Consider the following 21,457-nt stretch of genomic DNA (forward strand, 5'->3'; position numbering starts at 1 on the left):
CTAATACTTATTTTATAACTCTAATCATGCTTTAGCCTTTTCTTGATGATTAGAAGTTATATTTTATTCCAAAAGTAAATGTCTGTCCTGTTCTATATTTTTGGAATATTTGATCTTCGTTGCGTTTTAGTTTTCCATCTCCATTGCCATCTTGTATTAATAAGATTGGTGCATTGATTAAATCATTTGCTGCAAAGCTTAATTCTATATTATTTTTAAATCTATATCTGATATTGAAATCTAATAAACTACGTGGCATTTCATATGTGTCTGGATTGTCGTCTGTACCTACAAATGCTATTCGTTTACCAATAATATTGTAAAGCAAACTTGCTTGTAAGCCTAATTCTTTATCTTCAAAATACAATCCTGAATTGATAGAAAATGGTGATTGTCCTTGTAATGGTCTATTGTTGCTTTGTCCTACAGATTCTGCACCTAAATCTACTTTGCTATATATATAAGATGCGTTTGTCATTACGCCTAAATGTTGGAATAAATATTTTTTTGCGTTTGTAAATGATTTTTTAATTTCAAGTTCTACTCCAATTACATCTGAGCTTTTTGCATTGGCAAACGAGAATGTACTACCACTTGTGCCTACTACTGCTTTTGTTTCAATTGGATTGCTAAACTTTTTATAAAATACTGACACATTGATTACTTCTGCATTGCTTGGATAGAATTCCCATTTTGCATCTATATTTTGTACTGTTGCATTTACTAAATTTGGGTTTCCTTGTATGGTGTATCCTGTATAAAAATCATCAAATGCAAAAGGTGCTATCTCTCTAAATTCTGGTCTGTTCACGCTCATACCATAGGCTAATCTTACTAACATTTTTGATGTTATGTTGTAACTTAAGTTGATTGATGGTAGTATGATATTTTTTACAAGATTTACATTCACGTTTTCTGATGCTGAGCCTGATTGTAGGCTTTGGTTAGAATGCTCAAACCTTGCACCTGCTACAATTTTAAATTTATTTTTTATAGCTAATTCTGTATTTACATATGCAGCAGCAATGAGATTGTTTGCTTTATAAGAATCGAATGCTCGCGTTTGTTCACTTAATAAAATTCCATCTGTTGTATTGATATGTTGTAACAAATAATCTATTCCTTGACTTGTGTATTCACTATTAAACAATGTAAAATCTGCTTTTCTAAATCCGATGTTTCTGGCACTAAAATCTCTATTTTTATATTCGGCATATACTCCTGTGCTGATTGATGGTATAATGCCTTTATCCATAGTTTTATAAAATTTATGGTTGGAGTTGATGCCTGCAGTAATGATATTTTCTTTCATATTTGAGAAAAATCTACCCATTTGATTTGGATTTGTTGAATTGGGCAATACATTGATTTCGAAGATATTTGTACCTGTATTTAATGTTGATGTGTATCTTCTAAAATCTGGTTCTTTTCTATATGCTCTACTGTAACCTAAAACCCAATCTATACTATTCTTTTCTGATTTTATCTGATGTTTTCCCATTAATTGGGTAGCATAGATGCCTTTGTATGAGTTATATAATGCAAAATTGTTGATTGTGTTACCTGATGAAAAGTTTTCTCCTGTTCTATTATTATATTGAGATAATGCATTCATATTATATAAATTTTTTATCTCAATAGTATTGTTCTTTATTTTAAATGCCCAATTGTGTAATACACCTAATCTTACAGTGTTGTTATATTGCTTGTCTATATAATTGTATTTAGGTTGCGATTTGTTACCATCAAAATTATACATATCATAATCTGCCCTAAAGATTTCATTACTTTGTTTTGAGATGCTATAATTAATAGAAGTAATCATTCCAATTAAATATTTATCGCTCTGCATGCGTCTACCAAAGCTGATACCAATTCTTTGGTCTGGTATAGATGCCATTTTATAAGCATTCCAGTCATTATTCATACTTTCTGCCACTGTACGTAATGAACTTAATGATACATTTCTTACATCAGTAGGATAGTTTGATGCTAAATTATTTTTATTATCATATCCTAGATAAAATAAACCACTATTTTTTTGATTGTAAAATGGCTTGAATGTGGTACCAACTCTTACTGTTGTTGAGTATGATACATCTACGAAATTATTATCTGGAAAACTTTTTGTAAATACTTTTACCATACCACCTGCAAACTCGCCAGGTATGTTTGCTGAAGGACTTTTTTGTACTATTATTCTATCTAACTGAGCAGATGGAATAATATCGAAAGCGAATGATTTAACATCAGACTCAACAGATGGTGCCATAGCATTGTGCAACTGTACCGTATTATATCTTGGATTTAAGCCTCTGATGTTTATAAAACTGCCTTGTATTGTTACTCCAGGTATTCTTTTTACAACTTGTGAAGCATCTCTATCATTAGATTTTTGTATTTGCTGTGCAGATATGCCACTTGAAACTTGATCTGCATTCTTTAATTCTAATAATACAGTAGCTTCTGTATTGGTTTTCTTAAAATCAACAATTGTTACTTCTGCCAACTCATTTTTACCAACACTCATTGCTACATTCAAAGGTGTAGTTTGGTCAGCTTTAACTTGTATGTTGCCTACCTTCTTAGTTTCATAACCTAAGTAAGTAATTATTAGAGTATATATGCCTTCATTTAATTCTAATTCATAATTGCCATCGAAATCTGTGATTGTTCCATCAGATGATTGGTCTATAGAAATATTTACACCTATGAGTGTTTCTTGTGTAATTCCGTCAATAATCTTCCCTGAGATTTTGCCTTTCTGGGCATTTGCCAAAAACATTGTGCTTATAAAAAATAAGCATGTTAATAATTTTTTAGTTGTGTTCATGTGTCTGTGTTTGATGCTGCAAAGTAACATCATACACATTGCTAAAGAATAAAATTGAATTGAATGTTTGGTGGTTTTTTGCTTGATTTTTGTGTACTTAATTGTCGTTTTGTGTTGTTATTGTGTACACATTGTGTTTTGTAAGATTTATATATTATACCTACAATCACTCAAGATGTATGTGTGCTATGTTTTTGGTACAAGAAGTTTGATAATAAAATACTACACAATTTGTTCTAATATTTGTGTAGGAAATTCTCTAAACTCATATTGTTGGTTGCGCAATTTGGGTTCAAATCCTGCATCCTTTATTGCTCTTTGTATACTTGTTGAAGTGAAACGATGTGGTGCGCCTGCTGCTGAAACTACGTTTTCTTCAATCATAATTGAGCCAAAATCATTTGCACCTGCATATAAGCAAACTTGTGCTGTTTGTTTGCCCACAGTAAGCCAAGATGCTTGAATATTCTTGATATTTGGCAACATCATTCTACTTATTGCTACCATGCGTATATATTCATCTGGTGTTACATGATTTCTAATGTTGCGCATTTTTTTGAGCAATGTGCCTTCATCTTGGTATGGCCAAGCAATGAATGCCAAGAAGCCTTTTGCATGTTCTGGTTTTTCGCTTTGCACTTGTCTTATCCAACTTAGGTGTTCCATACGTTCATATATTGTTTCTATATGACCAAACATCATGGTTGCTGATGTTGTAATGTTTAGTTGGTGTGCTGCACGCATTACATTAAGCCATTCTTCACCAGTGCATTTTCCTTTTGCTAAATATCTACGTACTCTATCGTTGAGTATTTCTGCGCCTGCACCAGGAAGTGAGTCTAATCCTGCTTCTTTTAGCTTTGTTAGTACTTCTGTATGTGATTTGTTTTCTAGTTTACAAATGTGTGCTATTTCTGGTGGTCCAAGTGCGTGTAGTTTTATGGTTGGATATAATTCTTTTATTTGAGAAAAAGTATCTACATAAAATTGCAAGCCAAGCTCTGGATGATGTCCGCCTTGTAAAAGTAGTTGATCTCCACCAAGTGCTATTGTTTCGTCTATTTTTTGTTTGTATGTCTCAATGTCTGTAACATAAACTTCTTCGTGACCTGGTTTTCTATAAAAGTTACAAAATTTACAATTGGCTACGCAAGCATTTGTTGTGTTCACATTTCTATCAATTTGCCATGTTACAATATTATCTGGCTTTTGTATTAGTCTAAGTTGGTGTGCTATTTGCATCAACTCTGATGTAGGTGCGTTTTCAAAAAGAAAGATAGCTTCTTCAATAGTTAACCATTCGAAATTAAGTGCTTTTTGATATAGTTGTTTTAATTGCATCTAAAAAGATATTTTATCTATTAATTGATAACAAAGATCATCAAAAATAGTTTGTGTTTTACACATTAAATCTAAAGTGCATCAAATCGCCATCTTTTACAATGTATTCTTTGCCTTCTATTCTTAGTTTTCCGTGTTCTCTGCAAGCTGCATCACTGCCATATTGTATAAAATCTTGGTAGGCTGTTACTTCTGCTTTTATAAATCCTTTTTCAAAATCTGTGTGAATTACACTTGCTGCTTGTGGTGCTTTCCAACCATTGTGTATAGTCCAAGCTCTTACTTCTTGTACGCCAGCTGTAAAATATGTAATTAAATTTAATAATGAATATGCTGTTCTGATAAGTTTGTTTAAGCCTGGTTCTGTTAATCCATATTCTGATTGGAAAAGTTCTCTATCATCTTCGCTCATGTCAGAAAGTTGTGCCTCCACAGAGTTGTTAAGTACAATTACTTGTGCGTTTTCTGTTTTTGCCATTTCTATCAATGCTTCAGAATATTTGTTTCCTGTAAGTATAGATGCTTCATCTACGTTGGCTACGTATAAAACTGGTTTTTCTGTAAGTAAGCATAAATCTGCTGTTGCTATTTTATCTTCTTTAGATAAATTTAGTGTTCTAATGCTTTTGCCTTGCATTAGATGTTGTTGGCATTGCTTTAGAATTTCATATTCTTGTTTTGCTTTTGCATCATTGCCTACTCTTGCTTGTTTTTCTATTTTTTGTATTTTCTTTTCTACGCTTTCTAAATCTTTGTATTGTAGTTCTGTGTCTATAATTTCTTTGTCGCCTACTGGGTTGATGTTGCCTTCTTCACGCAAAATATTATCATCATCAAAACATCTGATTCGTATTTATTATTGCATCTACTTCTCTGATGTTTGCTAAAAACTTATTGCCTAAGCCTTCGCCTTTGCTGGCACCTTTTACCAATCCTGCAATATCTACAAACTCTATGGTGGTTGGTACTATTTTATTTGGATTGACTAAAGCTGCTATTTTATTTAATCTATCATCTGGCACATCTACTAAGCCAACATTTGGCTCTATGGTACAAAATCTATAGTTGCTTGCTTGTGCTTTTGCATTGTTGCTTACTGCATTGAATAGTGTAGATTTTCCTACGTTTGGCAAACCTACAATGCCACATTGTAATCCCATTTTAAAAAATTTTGTGCGAAGGTACAAAAAAAGGCTCAAATTATCTTGAGCCTTTTGGTTATGTTGTTGTTGTGATAATTAATCCCATTTATCTACTTCTTCATCATTTGCAGGATTTGTAATGCTTGATGTTTGTGTTTGTGTAGGTACTTCTTCTTCGCTAGATGTTGATGTTGCTTCTGACTGCTCATGTGATTCGTAATCTGGAACTGCATCAAAATCGAAATCTGGTAGTAGTTCTGTTTTTACGTGGTCAATAGTTTCTTGCATAGATTCTATAAACTTTTTGAAGTCTTCTTTGTAAATAAAAATTTTGTGACGGTCATATCCATCTGCATTAAATCTTTTTTTACTTTCTGTGATTGTAATGAAGTAGTCATTACTTTTTGTAGTACGTACATCAAAAAAATACGTTCTTCTCTTACCTGCTTTTACTCTCTTTGAGTACACGCTGTTTTGGTCAAAATTTTTTTCGTTCTCCACTTTTTTCTATTTTTAAAGTTCAATAATACTAAATAAAACTATTTTCAAAAAATATTTTTTGATTTTTTAATTATTATTCTCCTTTTCATAAAGTTGTATCTGATACATATCAAAATATATGCCTCTTTTTTGCAATAGTTCTTGGTGTGTTCCTTGCTCCATTATTTCGCCATCTTCCAGTACTATTATTTTATCAAAATTCATAATCGCAAATATCCTATGTGTAATAAAGATGGTAGTTTTGTTCTGTACGGTTGCATCAAGATTTTCTATAATTTGTTTTTCGGTATTTGCATCAACAGCAGACAAACAATCATCTAAGATAATAATTTCTGGATTTTTGATAAGGCAACGAGCTATTGAAATGCGCTGCTTTTGTCCACCAGAAAGCATTACACCACGTTCGCCTATTATGGTTTCATATTGTTTTGGAAATTTTTGTATATCATCTGCTACGCAAGCCATCTTTGCAAAAATTTTACATCATCTTGGCTTGTCGCTTGGTTGGAGAATTTTATATTATTTTCTATTGTATCAGAGAATAGAAAATTATCTTGTGGTGCGTAGGTTATTTTATCTCTATAAGTTGGTAGATGTATGTTTTTTATATCTTTTTTATTAATTAAAATATTTCCTGATGTTGTATCATAAGTTCTAAATAATAATTCTATTAAAGTTGATTTTCCGCTTCCTGTTTTGCCAACAATTGCAACTTTTTCGTCTTTTTCAATTGTAAGGTTAATGTTTTTTAGTGCTTGTATATTTGTGTCTTGATAGGTGAATGACACGTTCTCAAATTTTATTTGTTCTATTGTGACGTTCTGCTGTGCATCTTTTGCTGGATATTTAATTGTTTCATCATTTTCTAAAAATTGATTGATTCTTTTTTGTGATGCTGCTGCACGCTGCACCAAAGAAACTGCCCAACCTAAAGATGCTACTGGCCATGTAAGCATATTTACATAGTATATAAATTCTGCTATGTTGCCTGCTGTAAAGCTTCCATTCTTTACTTCTTGTCCTCCAATAAAAATTACCATCAGCGTACTAATGCCTATTAAAAATAACATTAATGGTACAAAAAAAGATTCTGTTTTTGCAATGTCTATATTTTTTTGTTTGTAGACTTCGCTAATATCTGCAAATTCTGTTTGTACTTGTTTGCTTATTGCAAATGATTGAATTACTCTGATACCTGAAAATGTTTCTTGTGCTGATGTAGTAATCTGAGATAATGCTATTGAAATCTGTTCGCTTTTCTGATTGATGATAGAACTTACTTTATATATTAATATGCTTAGTATAGGCAATGGCAACAGTACATAAATTGATAAATAGGCATTGATAGAAAACATTGTGTAAATAACCATTGTAAACAATGCCACTAAGTTGATTGAGTACATTATTGCTGGACCAAAATACATTCTAACTCTTGAAACGTCTTCTGAAATTCTACTCATTAAATCACCTGTATTATTCCTTTTGTAGAATGTGGTGTTTAGCTGTTGGTATTTTTTGTATATCTGATTTTTTTGGTCGTATTCTATTTTTCTTGACATAACAATCAATGTTTGTCGCATAAAAAACATCAATATTCCTTTAATAATTGATGTGAGAATAATCATTAATGCGAAGAACAATATATACTTTTTGAATAAAAAATATTTATACTCAACTTGCAATTGACTATTTTCGAGATCTTGATATAGCAACAAATTTTCTTTGAGTATATCAATACAATTTCTTATTAATATTGGTGGCAATAAGCCAAAATAATTGGAACTAATAACAAAAAAAACGCCTGATATAAACAACCACTTATACTTGATAAAATAAAAATGCACTGATTTTAGTTCCTTCACAAAATAAAAATACTACAACTTGATGTTATAGAAGTATTATATCCAAATATTTATTATTAGATTAATGTTTGTTGCTGTACATTTGCATCCAATAAGTTCTTATACAAAATGATAAACAGAAGAAGCGTTAGAATAAAAACCATGCAAACTATTTATGCTTTTGAATGTGCCTCAAATGCTCAGAAGAAAACATACGAAAACTACTTAGAGCAAAGCATTCATGGTGTAAAATCACAGTATCTTTATATTTTGTTAGTTATCCGAGAAATTGCCAACTTTGTAGAAAAAGATGCGCAAATAAAAGCTAAAAAATTTATTAAATCTACAACAGATAAGAACTTTAACACCAAATTTCTTAGCAACACTTTTATACAATATCTTAACCATGATGAAGAGTTTCTGAAAGAAATTAAACAATTGAATATCCAACAATTTATTAATGAAGAAGAAATTAGAGATTTGTATAAAATTTTCATTGAAACACCAGAATACAACAATTATATTAATAATAACTTAGAGTTTAACAATGAAGAAGATAAAAAAATAATTTCTTTCTTATTTGAAAAATTCTTATTAGAAAATGAAGATTTTTTAGCTGCCATTGAAGAACATTTTATCAATTGGAATGATGATGCAACATTAGTTGTAGATGCTGTTCAAGATGCCATAAAGAAAAGCAAAAATGAACTAGCTTTTCACTTAGAAAAACAAAAGATAAAATCTAAAATAGAAGAACTTAGTTTATTTGGGCGAGATTTATTTGTAAAAACAATAGAAAGCAAAGACGAATGTCTACAAATTATTGAACCTAAATTGAAAAATTGGGACAAAGACAGATTAGCAACAATAGATGTCATTATTCTAAGAATGTCTATCACTGAGTTTTTAGAATTTCCAAGTATACCAACCAAAGTAACTATCAACGAATACTTAGATATCGCTAAAGAATATTCAACACCAAAAAGCAAAGATTTTATCAATGGTATATTAGATAAAACAATGCAAGAACTACTCGGTAATGGCAAGATAAAAAAACTTGGCAGAGGATTGGTTTAATAACTTCTTCTTTTTCAATGTTTTTTACAAAAATCGGTACTAAGATATTGCCTAGTTAATATTTTTTTTTATTTTTAAGAGATTATTAATAAATAGTAAAAAAATATGAGTCAATATACTTTGCCTATTGAAAAATTCTATCAGTGGGAAAATGAACTTGCAGACAAGACTTTTTTCAGACAAGCCTATAACGGACAATGGCTACACACAACTTGGAAAAAAGCTGGAGATGAAATTCGTAGAATGGCAAACTACCTAATTTCTTTAGACTTACCACCACAAAGCAAAATTGCTATCATCTCAAAAAATTGTGCGCACTGGGTCATGAGCGATTTAGCTATCATGATGTCTGGACATGTTTCAGTGCCATTGTATCCAACAATTCCTGGCGATTTAATCAATTATTGCTTAGAGCATAGCGAAGCAAAAGTTTGCTTTGTTGGCAAATTAGATGATTGGAGCAAACAACGTCATGGTGTACCCAATGATGTCAAAGTAATCACTTATCCATTGTGGACAGAACAAGGCGAAAACTACACCAATTGGGATGACATTACAAAAAACACAGAACCTATTAGAAACAATCCGATTCCAAAACCAGATGATTTGATTACCATCATATACACATCAGGAACAACAGGATTGCCAAAAGGTGTTCTGCATAACCATCATGCATTTGCATTTGCAGCATATAGTGCTATTAATATTTTAGCAGAATTAGGTAGCTCAGACAGATTTTTTTCTTATCTACCATTATCACATATTGCAGAAAGAATGTTGGTAGAAATGGGCAGCATTTACACAGGTGGTTCTATGTCTTTTGCAGAAAGCTTAGATACTTTTGCAGCAAACCTTAAAGATACAAAACCCACTGTTTTTTTAGCAGTACCTAGAATTTGGACAAAATTCCAAATGGGTATTTTAGGAAAAATGGATCAACGCAAATTAGACATTCTTACCAAAATCCCAATTGTTGGTGGTGTTGTAAAAAATAAAATAAAAGAAGGACTAGGATTAGACAAAACTAAATTTTTACTTACTGGTGCAGCACCATTACCTGCAGCAACCATGCAGTGGTTTGAAGATATTGGATTCATCATCTACGAAGCTTATGCTATGACTGAGAATTGTGCTTACTCACACCTAAGTTTGCCTGGAAAAAGAAAAATTGGTAGCGTTGGTTGTTCTTTACCAAACAATGATGTAAGACTATCTGAAGAAGGAGAAATACAAGTGCGTAGTGATGCTGTAATGATAGGCTATTATAAAGAAGATGAAAAAACAAAAGAAGCAATAACTAGCGATGGTTGGCTATGTACAGGCGACCAAGGAGAAATTGACGATCAAGGTTTCTTAAGAATTACAGGAAGAGTGAAAGATTTATTTAAGACTGATAAAGGAAAATATGTTGCGCCAGCTCCGATAGAAAATGAATTATCTAAATGCACATTAATAGAGCAAGTATGTGTTGTTGGTGCAAATCTACCACAAACAATAGCATTAATTGTACTATCTGCTGATGCAAAAGCATTAGATAAAGCTGAAATAGAAGAGAAATTAGTAGAAGCCATTAAAGATGTAAATAAATCATTAGACAAACATGAGAAGATGAAGAAAGCTGTTATCATGCAAGAAGAATGGACGATAGAAAATAATTTAATGACACCAACATTAAAAGTAAAACGTAATATCTTAGAGAAACAGAAGAAAGATTTTTATGCAAAATGGTACAACGAAGGTGGCAATATCGTTTGGGAATAATTATAGATTTATGAAATTATCTTAAGATGATTTTCTGTATTTAGCTGGATAAAATAAACTTTAGATAAGCATAGATATTAAAAAAAATTCTTTCCTTAGCATATAATATAATTGTAATTTTTTAACTGTGTAATTAAACATAAGTAGTATATAAAATTTATAATTATAATATCTACGTTTATGAATCTACAAAACATTTAAGAAATGGCAACAAAAAGCACTACAAAAACAAACGCAATACAAAGTATAATTGAGAAACAAAGACAATTTTTTGAATCAGAAACTACAAAATCAATAGATTTTAGAATTGATGCTTTAAAAAAGCTGAAGAAATCTATTCAGAATAATGAAGAAAAAATATACGATGCATTATATCAAGATTTTAATAAATCAAAATTTGAAACCTATACATCAGAAATAAGTGTACTGTACGAAGAAATTAATGTAATGCTCAAAAACATTAAAAAATGGGCAACACCGCAAATTGTAAAAGATACTATTGCTAATTTTCCATCTAAAAATTATATCTATCCAGAACCTTATGGCGTTTGTTTAGTTATCGGTGCATGGAACTATCCACTACAATTAACTGTTGCACCAATAATTGGTGCAATTGCAGCAGGAAACACTGTTATTGTAAAGCCACCACGTGCAGCCATTCATACTTACTACATTACACAACAAATACTTTCTGTTTTTGATGAAGAATATATAGCAACACTTCCAGAAGATAGCCAAAACGATGAGATGCTTGAATGTAGATATGACTATATCTTTTTTACAGGTGGCGTAGAAGTTGGTAAAAAAATTGCAAGAGCAGCTGCAGAACACCTAACACCAACAACATTAGAACTAGGTGGCAAAAGTCCTTGTATTGTAGACAATACAGCAGATATAGATATTGCAGCAAAAAGAGTAGCTTGGGGAAAATTTTTCAATGCAGGACAAACTTGCGTAGCACCAGATTATTTATTAATTACATCAAAAGTAAAAGAGCAATTTTATCAATCATTCAAAAACCATGTCAAAACATTTTATGGTAGTAATCCGATATCAAGTTCAGACTATCCAAGAATCATTAATGATAGACATTTTGATAGATTAAGTAAAATGATTAAAGATGGAAATATTATTGTTGGTGGACAAACAGATAAAGAAACAAGATATATTGCACCTACTTTGATAGAAGTTAATAGCCTAGATCATCCACTAATGAATGATGAAATATTTGGACCAATTCTTCCTGTAATTGAAGTGAATGATATAGATGATGCTATTCAAGTTATTAAACAATTTGAAAAACCATTAGCATTTTATTTATTTTCCAATCATTATGCTACACAACAAAAATTATTAAACACTATCTCTTTTGGTGGTGGTTGTATTAATGATACCATTTCTCATTTTATCAATCATGAGTTACCATTTGGTGGCGTAGGCAATAGTGGCATTGGTGCCTATCATGGAAAATTTAGTTTTGATACATTCACACACTTCAAAGGTATAGTACACAAAGTAAATTGGCCAGATGTGCCATTGAGATATCCACCATACCAAGCAAAGCTTGCTATAGCAAGACAAGTAATGAAATAGTCTTACATAATTAACAAAAGATAATTAATAATTATCCAATAAAAAACTAAGATATATTCTATTCATTTTCATTAACTTAGTTTTAAACAAGTTAATTTATGTTAAAAATCTATCTTAGTTTATTTATTGCTGTTTGCTTATGCATGCATAGCATTGCTGAAGATTGTAGTAACGGAAGGTATCAAAAAACAATTTTTACACAAGTAGATGTAAAAAAGAATATTGTTTATGCTACCAAGTTACAAAGTGATGGTAGACCAATCAATCTAAGATATGATGTGTATCAGCCAAAAGGCGATACTGTTGCTCAGCGTCCAGTCATGTTGCTTATTCATGGTGGTGCGTATCTCAAATTATTAGACCAAAACAGTCCAGATATAGTTTTGATGTGTAATCATTTTGCAAAAATGGGCTATGTCACTGTTTCCTTAGATTATAGACAAGAACCCAATCCACTTTCATTACTATCACAAGAAAAAATGGTAAAAGCAGTTGGTAGAGCATTGATTGATACTAAAGATGCAGTAGATCATTTTATGCTTACTTACCAAAATGGCAATCCATATAGAATTGACACATCAAGAGCATTTATTGGTGGCGTTTCTGCTGGTGGCGTTTCTGCATTATTCATTACATTTCTTGATAGCTTGGCTATGTTGCCTGCAAATTTTCAAGAATGGATTATAGAATCTAACGGAATAGAAGCTGACTCTATACTAAAACATAAATTTGATTTGGTAAAACCAAAAGCGGCTATTAGTATTTCTGGTGCTGTTTCAGATTTGAGTTGGATTAGAAATGTTGGAATTGATTTATTTTTATGTCATGGTTCTGCTGATGAAATTGTACCGTATAGAACTGCAAAACCATTTAATATTCCAGATTTGCCATTGTTGAGTGGAAGTAAAGACATTTATCCATTGGCATTAAATGCTGGAATAAGAACTTTTTTTGAAGATTGGGAAGGACGAGGACATGTGCCATTTATGAATTTAGATTTTGGTAGTATTATCACCTTGCAATTAATTAATCAGAAAATATTGGATACAACACAAGCAAACATTGCAAGGTTTTTGTATCCGTTGGTAAATTGCAACAATATTGTGAGTAGCATAAAACAAAATAAAATTGCTGATTTAAAGTTATTTCCAAATCCAAGTGTTGGTACATTCTATATGGAATTGCCAAAACGCACCGATGCAAAAAATGCAATCTTAGAAATGTTTGACTTGACAGGAAAAAAAGTATTAGAAAAAACTATAGAAGTACAGCAAGATGTTATAAAATTAGAAGAAAAATTGCCAGCAGCGCAATACTTCATCAAACTTTCATATGCCAAAAATGATAATATTGAATATTACACCTCAAATATATTAATAATAAACTAGATAATTAATTATAATATGTATCGAACTTATTATAATATTATTTTATATTAGCTATATTATACTTATAAATTTTAATTGTCTATGTTTATTTCTTTTCCCAAGTTTATTCATTATTGAGTAAAATTTCTTTATATTTATAGTGATGGAAAAAGAAGATTTGATTGATGTAGTAAGTAAAGGAATAAAAGCAAATTTTCCTAACCTAAGTTATAATACAATTCTAGAGTTACTACCTCATTTTGAATTTCAGGAAGTACAGAAAAAACAAGAAGTTATAAAAATTGGACAATACAACGGAAAAATTATCTTTGTAATCTCAGGTTTGTTTAGAGCTTATTATTACCAAGATGATACAGAAAATACATTTTGGTTCAGAGAAGAATTTACCGTCTTTGCGTCACACAAAAGCATACTGCGAAACAAACCATCTACCATTGCTTACCAAGCATTAGAAGATAGTGTTATTTCAGTGATAGATTATTCTATATTAAAAAAATTTGGAGAAGAAAATCCAGCAGTTGCAAATAGCATTATCAGCGTGCTCGAAAGTCTAATCTTAGAATTAATTGATAGAGTTGAAGAGTTTATTACTCTCAATCCAGAACAACGATATCAAAGTTTTTTAGATAGAAATTCTAAAGTACTCAATAGAATTCCACAAAATCAATTAGCATCATTTTTAGGTATTACACCAGAATCATTTAGCAGACTAAAAGCTAGAATGATGAAGAAATAGTTATGTGGCTTTTCTTACCTAAAGTCAAGACCAATGCATAGATACTAGAGATAACTTTGTCTTATAAATATTAAGCATATGTCTTTGCCAAGTATAAACAAGTTAATTGAACAGTTCAACATCACGATGTTCAATACAGATATGAAGTCTTACTTTTTTCCAATAACAGAAAAACTAAGATTATCAAAAAATGTATTTGCATATCATGCTACTGTAAAAGCAATAAAATTAGAAAGAGATGATGTGATAAACATTACATTACAACCATCAAAAAATTGGAAAGGATTTATTTCAGGACAATTCATAGATATTATGTACAAAATTGGTTCTATATTTTATACAAGAACATTTAGTATATCATCAAGTCTAAAAGAATTTAAACAAGATGGCACTATACAATTGAGTATTCAAATACAAAAGAATGGAAAAGTAACACCACAATTACTTGATGGTTTAAAAGTTGATGATATTATTGGAATAACAGAAGCGAAAGGTGATTTTATTCTACAAGCAAATCAAGAAAAATTATTATTCATTGCAGGCGGAACAGGCATCACACCATTTAGAGCAATGCTTTATCAATGTATTGATGAAAACAGAGATGTTGATATCATTTATTCTTGTAAAAAAGGAAAACATCTTTTTGCAGATGAATTGAAAAGATTAAACACTTCAAACATTAGAGTACATTTCCTAACATCTGATGTAGATGGAAGATTAAATGCTGAAATATTAAAAAATAAAATATTAGATATTGAAATTAGACCAATTTATATTTGCGGACCATCAGCAATGATAAAAGATACGATTGCTTGCATTCAAGAACATCAATTATCTAATCAAGAAATATATCATGAATATTTTCATGCAACAGATGTTTCTAATTTTGTTCCTACAGAAAAGATAGACAGCAAGATTGAATTAAACAAAAAAAGAATTGAAATAAATTGCGACAACCAAAGTACAATTCTTGAAACGCTAGAAAAAAATAGCATAAAACCAAAACACGGATGTAGAATGGGACTTTGCAAAGAATGTACTTGTACAAAACTTAGCGGGAAAGTCTATAATAAACTTACACAAAAAATATCAGACAACAATACTGAAGATATTCAAATATGCATCTCAATTCCAATTGGTGATGTAAAAATAAATTTATAATACAAAAAAAACGTATAATATGAAAACAGCAATGCCATCTAAAGAAACACTAGCATCTTTTGAAAAAGAACTAGAAACACTTAGATTAGAAACTAGAGCAAAATTAGGTAAAACTGATGAGCAATATATTAAAAGAGTAATTCTAGTTCAAAGATTGACAGAAGTATCTGCAAGAGCATTATTACAATTTGGAATCTTTCCACCATTTTGGTTGGTAGGTACTGGATTGCTAGGCATATCAAAAATATTAGACAACATGGAGATTGGTCACAATGTAATGCATGGACAATATGATTGGATGAATGACCCAACGATACACTCAAGTAATTTTGAATGGGACACAGCATGTGATGGTCATTCTTGGAGAAGAACGCACAATTATGAACATCATACATATACAAACATTCTTGGAAAAGATAGAGATTATGGCTATGGCGTTATTCGTTTAGATGAAGATATGCCTTTTAGAAATGAAGACTATTTTAATATCTTTAAATTAGCTATGTTGCAAATATTTTTTCAATGGGGCGTTGCTGTTCATGAGTTAGAAGCAGATAAAATAAGAGATAAAGAAATTTCTATAAAAGATAAAATTCCATTCTTAAAACAATTTGCAAAAAAAGGATTTAGACAAGTATTTAAAGATTATATGTTTTTTCCAGCATTAGGTTTGTTTACTGGTTCAACTATTCCAATCTTATTGGGTAATGCAACAGCAAATCTTATTCGTAACCTTTGGGCATCTACTGTAATATTTTGCGGACATTTTCCAGAAGGTTCTTATACATTCTCTGAAGAAGAATGCGAAAATGAAAGCAAAGGACAATGGTATTATCGTCAAATTTTAGGTTCTTGTAATTTTGAAGGTGGAAAAATAATGCATATTATGAGTGGACATCTTAGCTATCAAGTAGAGCACCATTTATTTCCAGATATTCCATCTACACGTTATCCTGAAATGTCTAAAAAAGTAAGAGAAATATGTAAAAAGCACAATATTCCTTACAACACAGCACCATTGCATGAGCAATATTTTTCAGTAATCAAAAAAGTATTGAAACATTCTGTTCCATCAAAAAACAAAGTAGCAGTTGCATAAATCAATCCATAATAAATATTTCTATTATTGATTAATATTAAGGTCTAAGTAAGAAGTGTAGAACTCTACTTTTCCGCTTTCTATATTGTAGAATGCACCAATGATATCTATATCTTTTTTAGCATAATATGATTTTATCAATTCGCTTTTATGTAGAATATCAATAATAGTTTGATGGATATTTTTCTTTGCAGTTTCATCAGAAATTTCATCAAATTCTACATGCTCTCTTGGAATACCATGATTGTTTGTGTTGCTATTCTTATTTTTTGGTATAGATGGTTTTATTTGTTCTGCAAGTTGCGTTAAGTGGCTTACATTTATATTCTTCAATGCGCCTTTTACAGCACCACAATGGTTGTGTGCCATTACAACGATGAGTGGTGTATGTGCATATTTTATAGCATATTCTATGCTTGCAAGCACATTGCTATCTTCAATATTTCCAGCAACTCTTACTGTAAAAATATTACCAATACCTTGATCAAAAATTATTTCAGGTGGCACTCTAGAATCCATACAAGATAAAACAATACTGTGTGGATGTTGTCCTTCTTTTGTTTGTTCTATTTCTTCTAAATAATGATGATGAATACTCTTGTCATGTAGAAATCTATCATTACCTTTCTTAAGTTCTAAAATAGCTTGTTTAGAATCTGTAATCCATGTTTTGTAATGATGTTGCTTATTATCTATACTATCATGTACACATGCGTTACATAAATTGATAATCAAAAATGCAATTAACGCGATTTTTAATTTATGATGATAAAAGCACATTATTTAGACAATATTGATTTGATGATATCAATGCTTTCTGTTGGGTTAATATCAAGACCAATTTGCTGATGCACAATGTTTCCATTACTGTTTATAATATGAATAATATTTGAATGATCAAAGTTTCCATCTTCTGTTTTAGTAAGTTGAACATTAAATACATTAGCAAATTCTAATACTTCAGATGGTGTTGCAGTAAGCAATGTCCAACGTTTTAAGTCTAATTGATGTATGCCTGCAAATTCTTTTAGTTGTTCTGGCGTGTCTCTATCTGGATCCATAGTTACCAAAACAAAAGCAACATTGTCCAATTCATCTTTTGGAATTTCTTTTTCTATACGTTGCAAATCAGCAGTAATTCTTGGGCACGCAGCCTTACAGTTAGTAAATATCATTGCTAGCACTATAGCTTTTTTTTGTTTAAAATCACTTAAGGACATTTTGTTATTTTCTTGGTTCGTCCAAATAGTTTCAATATCATACAAAGTGATGTCTGTATTAAATTTTTTCTCATCAGTTGATGTTTCTGGTTTTTTGCAACATGCATCTTCTTGTTTTTTATTTTTACAAGAAATAATGATGCTGACTAACATTATATATATTAATAGTTTTTTCATTATACTTTATTTTTTAATACTTTTTACACATCTAAATCCTAAATTCGGTTGACTATAATTTGCCTTTAAACTCGAGCGCATAGCATAACGCATGAATGCAGCATAGTTACTTGGGTTTTTAGAACCACTTGAGGCAGCTCCACAAAACTCATTTTTGTCTAAGTTGTTTCCATTTCTACTGTCTTTGGTAGACAATGCTGAGATAAAATCTAAATTCCATTCCCAAACCAAACCATGGATATCATACACACCATATATATTTTTAAATCCTTTGCCAACATTGGGCATTACTTTGGGATTTGGTCTTCCGTACCAATCTAATATTTTTTGATAAAATGCTAAATCTTTTGCTGCATTTTTCTTAGTTTCACTTGCTATTGCAACATATTCCCATTCATCTACTGTTGCCAATCTCTTTCCTTGACACTCACAATATTTCTTTGCTGCAAACCACGATATGTTCACAACAGGACTATTTTCTATTTGTGTATTATTGCCAAGTTTATCTGAATACTGCCAGTGTTGTAGATAATTTTTATCAGCATAGATGGCTTTAACATTTCCTTTTTGCCATTCAGGAAATTTCTGAACAAATACTTGATATTCTTTATTTGTAACTGGATATTTATCTATATAAAATGATTCTATTTTTACCTTTCCTGAATCTATTAAATCATAAAGCGGCACATACGTGCCGCCTTCAATAAAAATCATATTATTTGCTATTTGTGCTATAGCCGAGTTTGCTAGAAATATCAATATAAATTTTAAACAAATTTTCATTATTCAATTTCTATTTTTTTCTTACTGGTGCTACTTGTGCTGGTGTTACTTCGCCACCTTCGTTTCCAAAATTATTTAGTATGTAAGTTACTACATTCGCAACTTCATCATCACTTAATGATTGTTTTGGCATAATACTATTGTATGATTTTCCATTAACAGTAATTTGTCCTGTTAAACCATTTACAACAGCACTAATTGCTTTAGAAGAATTGCCTTTAATGTAATCAGATTTAGCTAAAGGTGGGAATGAATTTGGAATACCATTTCCATCAGCTTGGTGACATGCCTGACAGTTTGAAACATATACTTGTTTACCTTTCGCGATTCTTTCCTCTTTATTCATTGCTTTAGGTGCCAATTTTGCTTCTTCTGGCATCGTTTGTATAGTACCACCTTCAATTTGATAAATTCTATCATCAGATTGTCCTGAATATATTGTTGTATTTTTTTCACCTTCAACTTTTAAGATACCTAATGCACCTTTATTAAATGTTCTAAATATTGAGTGGTCAACAAGTACTAGGTTGCTTGCTCTCTTGTATCTAAATTCTGTAATTGCTGAACCACCTGCAGGAACTATTGTAGTTTGCACATTATGATTAACTAATGTTCCACCTTCTACATATACATTGTCAAATACTTCACCAATCACGTGAAAAGATGATACTAGGTTTGGTCCACCATTTCCTACAAACAATCTAACTTTTTCACCAACTTTTGCTTTAATAGCATTGTCTCCTGCTATTGCACCTACTTTTCCATTAAATAATACGTAGTCTGGAGTTTCTTCTAATGCTTTTGACATATCAAATGGTTGTGTTCCTGATTCTCCATATGCACCTTTTGTATAAAAATCTCCTTGGCAAACATAATATTCTTTATCAACTTTTGACATTCCTTCTTTTGGTTCTACTAAAATTAAACCATACATACCATTTGCAATGTGCATACCAACTGGTGCTGTTGCACAATGGTAAATAAACAAACCTTTGTTTAATGCTGTGAAGGAAAATACCGTTTCATGTCCAGGTGCTGTAAATGTAGCCTCAGCACCACCACCTTGTCCTGTTACAGCGTGTAAATCTATATTGTGTGGTACTTTACTGCTTGGATGGTTTTTTAAGTGGAATTCAACTAAATCGCCTTCTCTTACTCTAATAAATTTACCAGGTACTGTACCACCAAATGTCCAGAACATGTAATTTACACCATCCATAATTTCCATTTCTTTCTCAACTACTTCTAATTCTACAATTACTTTAGTTGCGTGTTTTCTTGTAATTTGTGGTGGTACCATTGGTGGATCAGTAAGAATTGCTTTTTCTTCTCCTACAATTTTTTCTGTTGGGTCGGCAGACCAAACTAATTCGTTACTCCCTTGTTTATCTGTTTTACAAGAAACAAAGAGTGCGCTAATGCTAAATAATAGAAGCATTAGTAGTCCTATTCTTTTAAAATTTGTTTTTTTCATGCTATTAATTTATTTGTTTATTAATGTGTTTTTTTATTCTCTTTCATGTTTAAATAATGTAGGTTTTAATGTCAGCATCACATAACTCCACCCATTATAGTGTTTTCTATCTCCACCTTTTATAGCTTCCATTGATGATGAGGCAAGCATAAATGAATAGCCTGCATTAATTGTAAGAAAATCTAATGGTTTATAAGAACCATATATATCCATTTCAAATCCTAATGGAAGTTTTAAATATTCTGTGGTAGAACCTGATTTTGCAACTTTATTTGCCAGAAAAAAATAATGTGCATCCGCACCTAACATCCCTTTTGGTTTTGGTTTATAATTTACTCTTAGATATGCATCTTGCAACCCACCTAGTTTTGTATCTGTTGGAATATCTAAGAAGTAATCCATATGTCCATAAAACTTATGATTAGTTGGATATAATGTATGGAATGCTTTATATTTTTTATCTGAAGTCTTTGAGGCATTATTTCCAGATAAATAATCATAACCTAGTCCTACGTTTATTTTTGGGCTTGTATACTCTGCATATACAGTTGCCATATATGCTAATATCTTATTATTATTGATAGTCTTTCCAGATTGTACATAAAATGAAGCATTTGCGGATATATGTTTGTATTTAAGTTCTACTCTTGGTCCTGTTGTCACCCTAAAGAATGTTGTTGGTATGCTATCTTTATTTGGTATTCCATCAGAAATTAGATAATACGATAACGATACTCTACTACTATCAAATTTTTGATTTAGCCATGCATAGTTTAGAAACTTATAGTTGTTTAGTTTATATACCGTCCCAAAATTATTCTCTGCAGATTGATTGAATACACTTCCAACATGTAGTTTTGTATTTTTCTTTTGAAATTTTATAACCAATCCATCATGGCTTCTTGCTTGTTGTACCCAATCTAAATTACCCAATAGTCTGTTATCTTCATAAGATAATTCTTGTCTACCCATTTTAAAAGAGACCACCTTTTTTATATCAAATTCTGCCCAACCTTCGTGTAATCCAAAACTTCCAAAATTTTTAACTTGCTCTTCATTTCCCCAAACTCTATAATCTTGTAGACTAACATATAAGTTTATAAATTTGTAGTTATACAAAGCATTTAGTCTTAATCTTTCTGAAATAAAGAAGGCGCTTTTGCTACCATCACTGGCTAATGTTCTATAGCCTAGTCGTTGTTCAAATCTTGGTCTAAACTCTGCTCCTAATTCAAATTTGTGTTGCGCATGTGCATTCAAAATATATAAATTTGCAATCACTAAAAGTCCTATTATTTTTTTCATAATCTTTTATAAGTATATTAAGATA

At 30.9% G+C, this 21,457-nt stretch carries 15 protein-coding genes and 2 pseudogenes; 7 read left to right on the top strand and 10 right to left on the bottom strand.

Translation table 11 applies throughout. From position 1 onward, the window contains the following. Positions 1 to 49: 49 nt before the first annotated feature. From IPK18_05430 to IPK18_05450, 5 genes and pseudogenes are all read right to left on the bottom strand, one after another. Positions 50 to 2,785 carry a TonB-dependent receptor gene (locus IPK18_05430; GenBank protein QQR98953.1) on the bottom strand — a complete coding sequence of 912 codons (2,736 nt, stop codon included), beginning with the start codon at positions 2,783 to 2,785 and terminating at the stop codon, positions 50 to 52. A 270-nt stretch (positions 2,786 to 3,055) separates the two neighbouring features. Next, on the bottom strand, positions 3,056 to 4,174 hold the full coding sequence (gene mqnC, locus IPK18_05435; protein ID QQR98954.1) for a dehypoxanthine futalosine cyclase: 1,119 nt from the start codon (positions 4,172 to 4,174) through the stop codon (positions 3,056 to 3,058). Positions 4,175 to 4,232: 58 nt separating this feature from the next. Further along, positions 4,233 to 5,334: pseudogene (ychF, locus tag IPK18_05440) on the bottom strand (redox-regulated ATPase YchF). 78 nt (positions 5,335 to 5,412) lie between these two features. Next, positions 5,413 to 5,817, bottom strand: coding sequence for a DUF3276 family protein (locus tag IPK18_05445; protein QQR98955.1), 405 nt, complete (start codon positions 5,815 to 5,817; stop codon positions 5,413 to 5,415). Between the two features lie 66 nt (positions 5,818 to 5,883). Next, positions 5,884 to 7,679: pseudogene (locus IPK18_05450) on the bottom strand (ABC transporter ATP-binding protein). A gap of 108 nt (positions 7,680 to 7,787) precedes the next feature. Here IPK18_05450 and nusB point away from each other — a divergent pair. From nusB to IPK18_05485, 7 genes are all read left to right on the top strand, one after another. Beyond that, entirely contained in the window at positions 7,788 to 8,735 is a 948-nt protein-coding gene (nusB, locus tag IPK18_05455) for a transcription antitermination factor NusB (protein QQR98956.1), read from the top strand. A 105-nt stretch (positions 8,736 to 8,840) separates the two neighbouring features. Then, on the top strand, positions 8,841 to 10,496 hold the full coding sequence (locus IPK18_05460; protein ID QQR98957.1) for an AMP-binding protein: 1,656 nt from the start codon (positions 8,841 to 8,843) through the stop codon (positions 10,494 to 10,496). 204 nt (positions 10,497 to 10,700) lie between these two features. Continuing rightward, positions 10,701 to 12,089 carry an aldehyde dehydrogenase gene (locus tag IPK18_05465; GenBank protein ID QQR98958.1) on the top strand — a complete coding sequence of 463 codons (1,389 nt, stop codon included), beginning with the start codon at positions 10,701 to 10,703 and terminating at the stop codon, positions 12,087 to 12,089. A gap of 98 nt (positions 12,090 to 12,187) precedes the next feature. Continuing rightward, positions 12,188 to 13,477: a T9SS type A sorting domain-containing protein gene (locus tag IPK18_05470; GenBank protein ID QQR98959.1), complete on the top strand. Its 1,290-nt coding sequence runs from the start codon at positions 12,188 to 12,190 to the stop codon at positions 13,475 to 13,477. Positions 13,478 to 13,619: 142 nt separating this feature from the next. Further along, positions 13,620 to 14,213: a Crp/Fnr family transcriptional regulator gene (locus IPK18_05475; protein ID QQR98960.1), complete on the top strand. Its 594-nt coding sequence runs from the start codon at positions 13,620 to 13,622 to the stop codon at positions 14,211 to 14,213. A 141-nt stretch (positions 14,214 to 14,354) separates the two neighbouring features. Continuing rightward, positions 14,355 to 15,374: an iron-sulfur cluster-binding domain-containing protein gene (locus IPK18_05480; protein ID QQR98961.1), complete on the top strand. Its 1,020-nt coding sequence runs from the start codon at positions 14,355 to 14,357 to the stop codon at positions 15,372 to 15,374. A gap of 19 nt (positions 15,375 to 15,393) precedes the next feature. Continuing rightward, on the top strand, positions 15,394 to 16,473 hold the full coding sequence (locus IPK18_05485; protein QQR98962.1) for an acyl-CoA desaturase: 1,080 nt from the start codon (positions 15,394 to 15,396) through the stop codon (positions 16,471 to 16,473). Positions 16,474 to 16,497: 24 nt separating this feature from the next. On the opposite strand, the gene IPK18_05490 is transcribed toward IPK18_05485, so the two are convergent. The 5 genes from IPK18_05490 to IPK18_05510 all read right to left on the bottom strand — a co-directional run bounded on the left by IPK18_05490 (position 16,498) and on the right by IPK18_05510 (position 21,432). Beyond that, positions 16,498 to 17,208: a carbonic anhydrase gene (locus IPK18_05490; protein QQR98963.1), complete on the bottom strand. Its 711-nt coding sequence runs from the start codon at positions 17,206 to 17,208 to the stop codon at positions 16,498 to 16,500. 44 nt (positions 17,209 to 17,252) lie between these two features. Beyond that, positions 17,253 to 17,870, bottom strand: a complete 618-nt coding sequence (locus tag IPK18_05495) for an SCO family protein (GenBank protein QQR98964.1) — start codon at positions 17,868 to 17,870, stop codon at positions 17,253 to 17,255. Between the two features lie 6 nt (positions 17,871 to 17,876). Next, positions 17,877 to 18,584, bottom strand: coding sequence for a formylglycine-generating enzyme family protein (locus IPK18_05500; protein ID QQR98965.1), 708 nt, complete (start codon positions 18,582 to 18,584; stop codon positions 17,877 to 17,879). A 79-nt stretch (positions 18,585 to 18,663) separates the two neighbouring features. Further along, a complete protein-coding gene (nirK, locus tag IPK18_05505) occupies positions 18,664 to 20,127 on the bottom strand; it encodes a nitrite reductase, copper-containing (GenBank protein QQR98966.1) in 1,464 nt (487 codons plus the stop codon). 33 nt (positions 20,128 to 20,160) lie between these two features. Further along, positions 20,161 to 21,432, bottom strand: coding sequence for an alginate export family protein (locus IPK18_05510; protein ID QQR98967.1), 1,272 nt, complete (start codon positions 21,430 to 21,432; stop codon positions 20,161 to 20,163). Positions 21,433 to 21,457: the final 25 nt, after the last annotated feature.

It is taken from the genome of Sphingobacteriales bacterium, assembly GCA_016699615.1.
In the GTDB taxonomy this organism is placed as follows: domain Bacteria; phylum Bacteroidota; class Bacteroidia; order Chitinophagales; family JADIYW01; genus JADJSS01.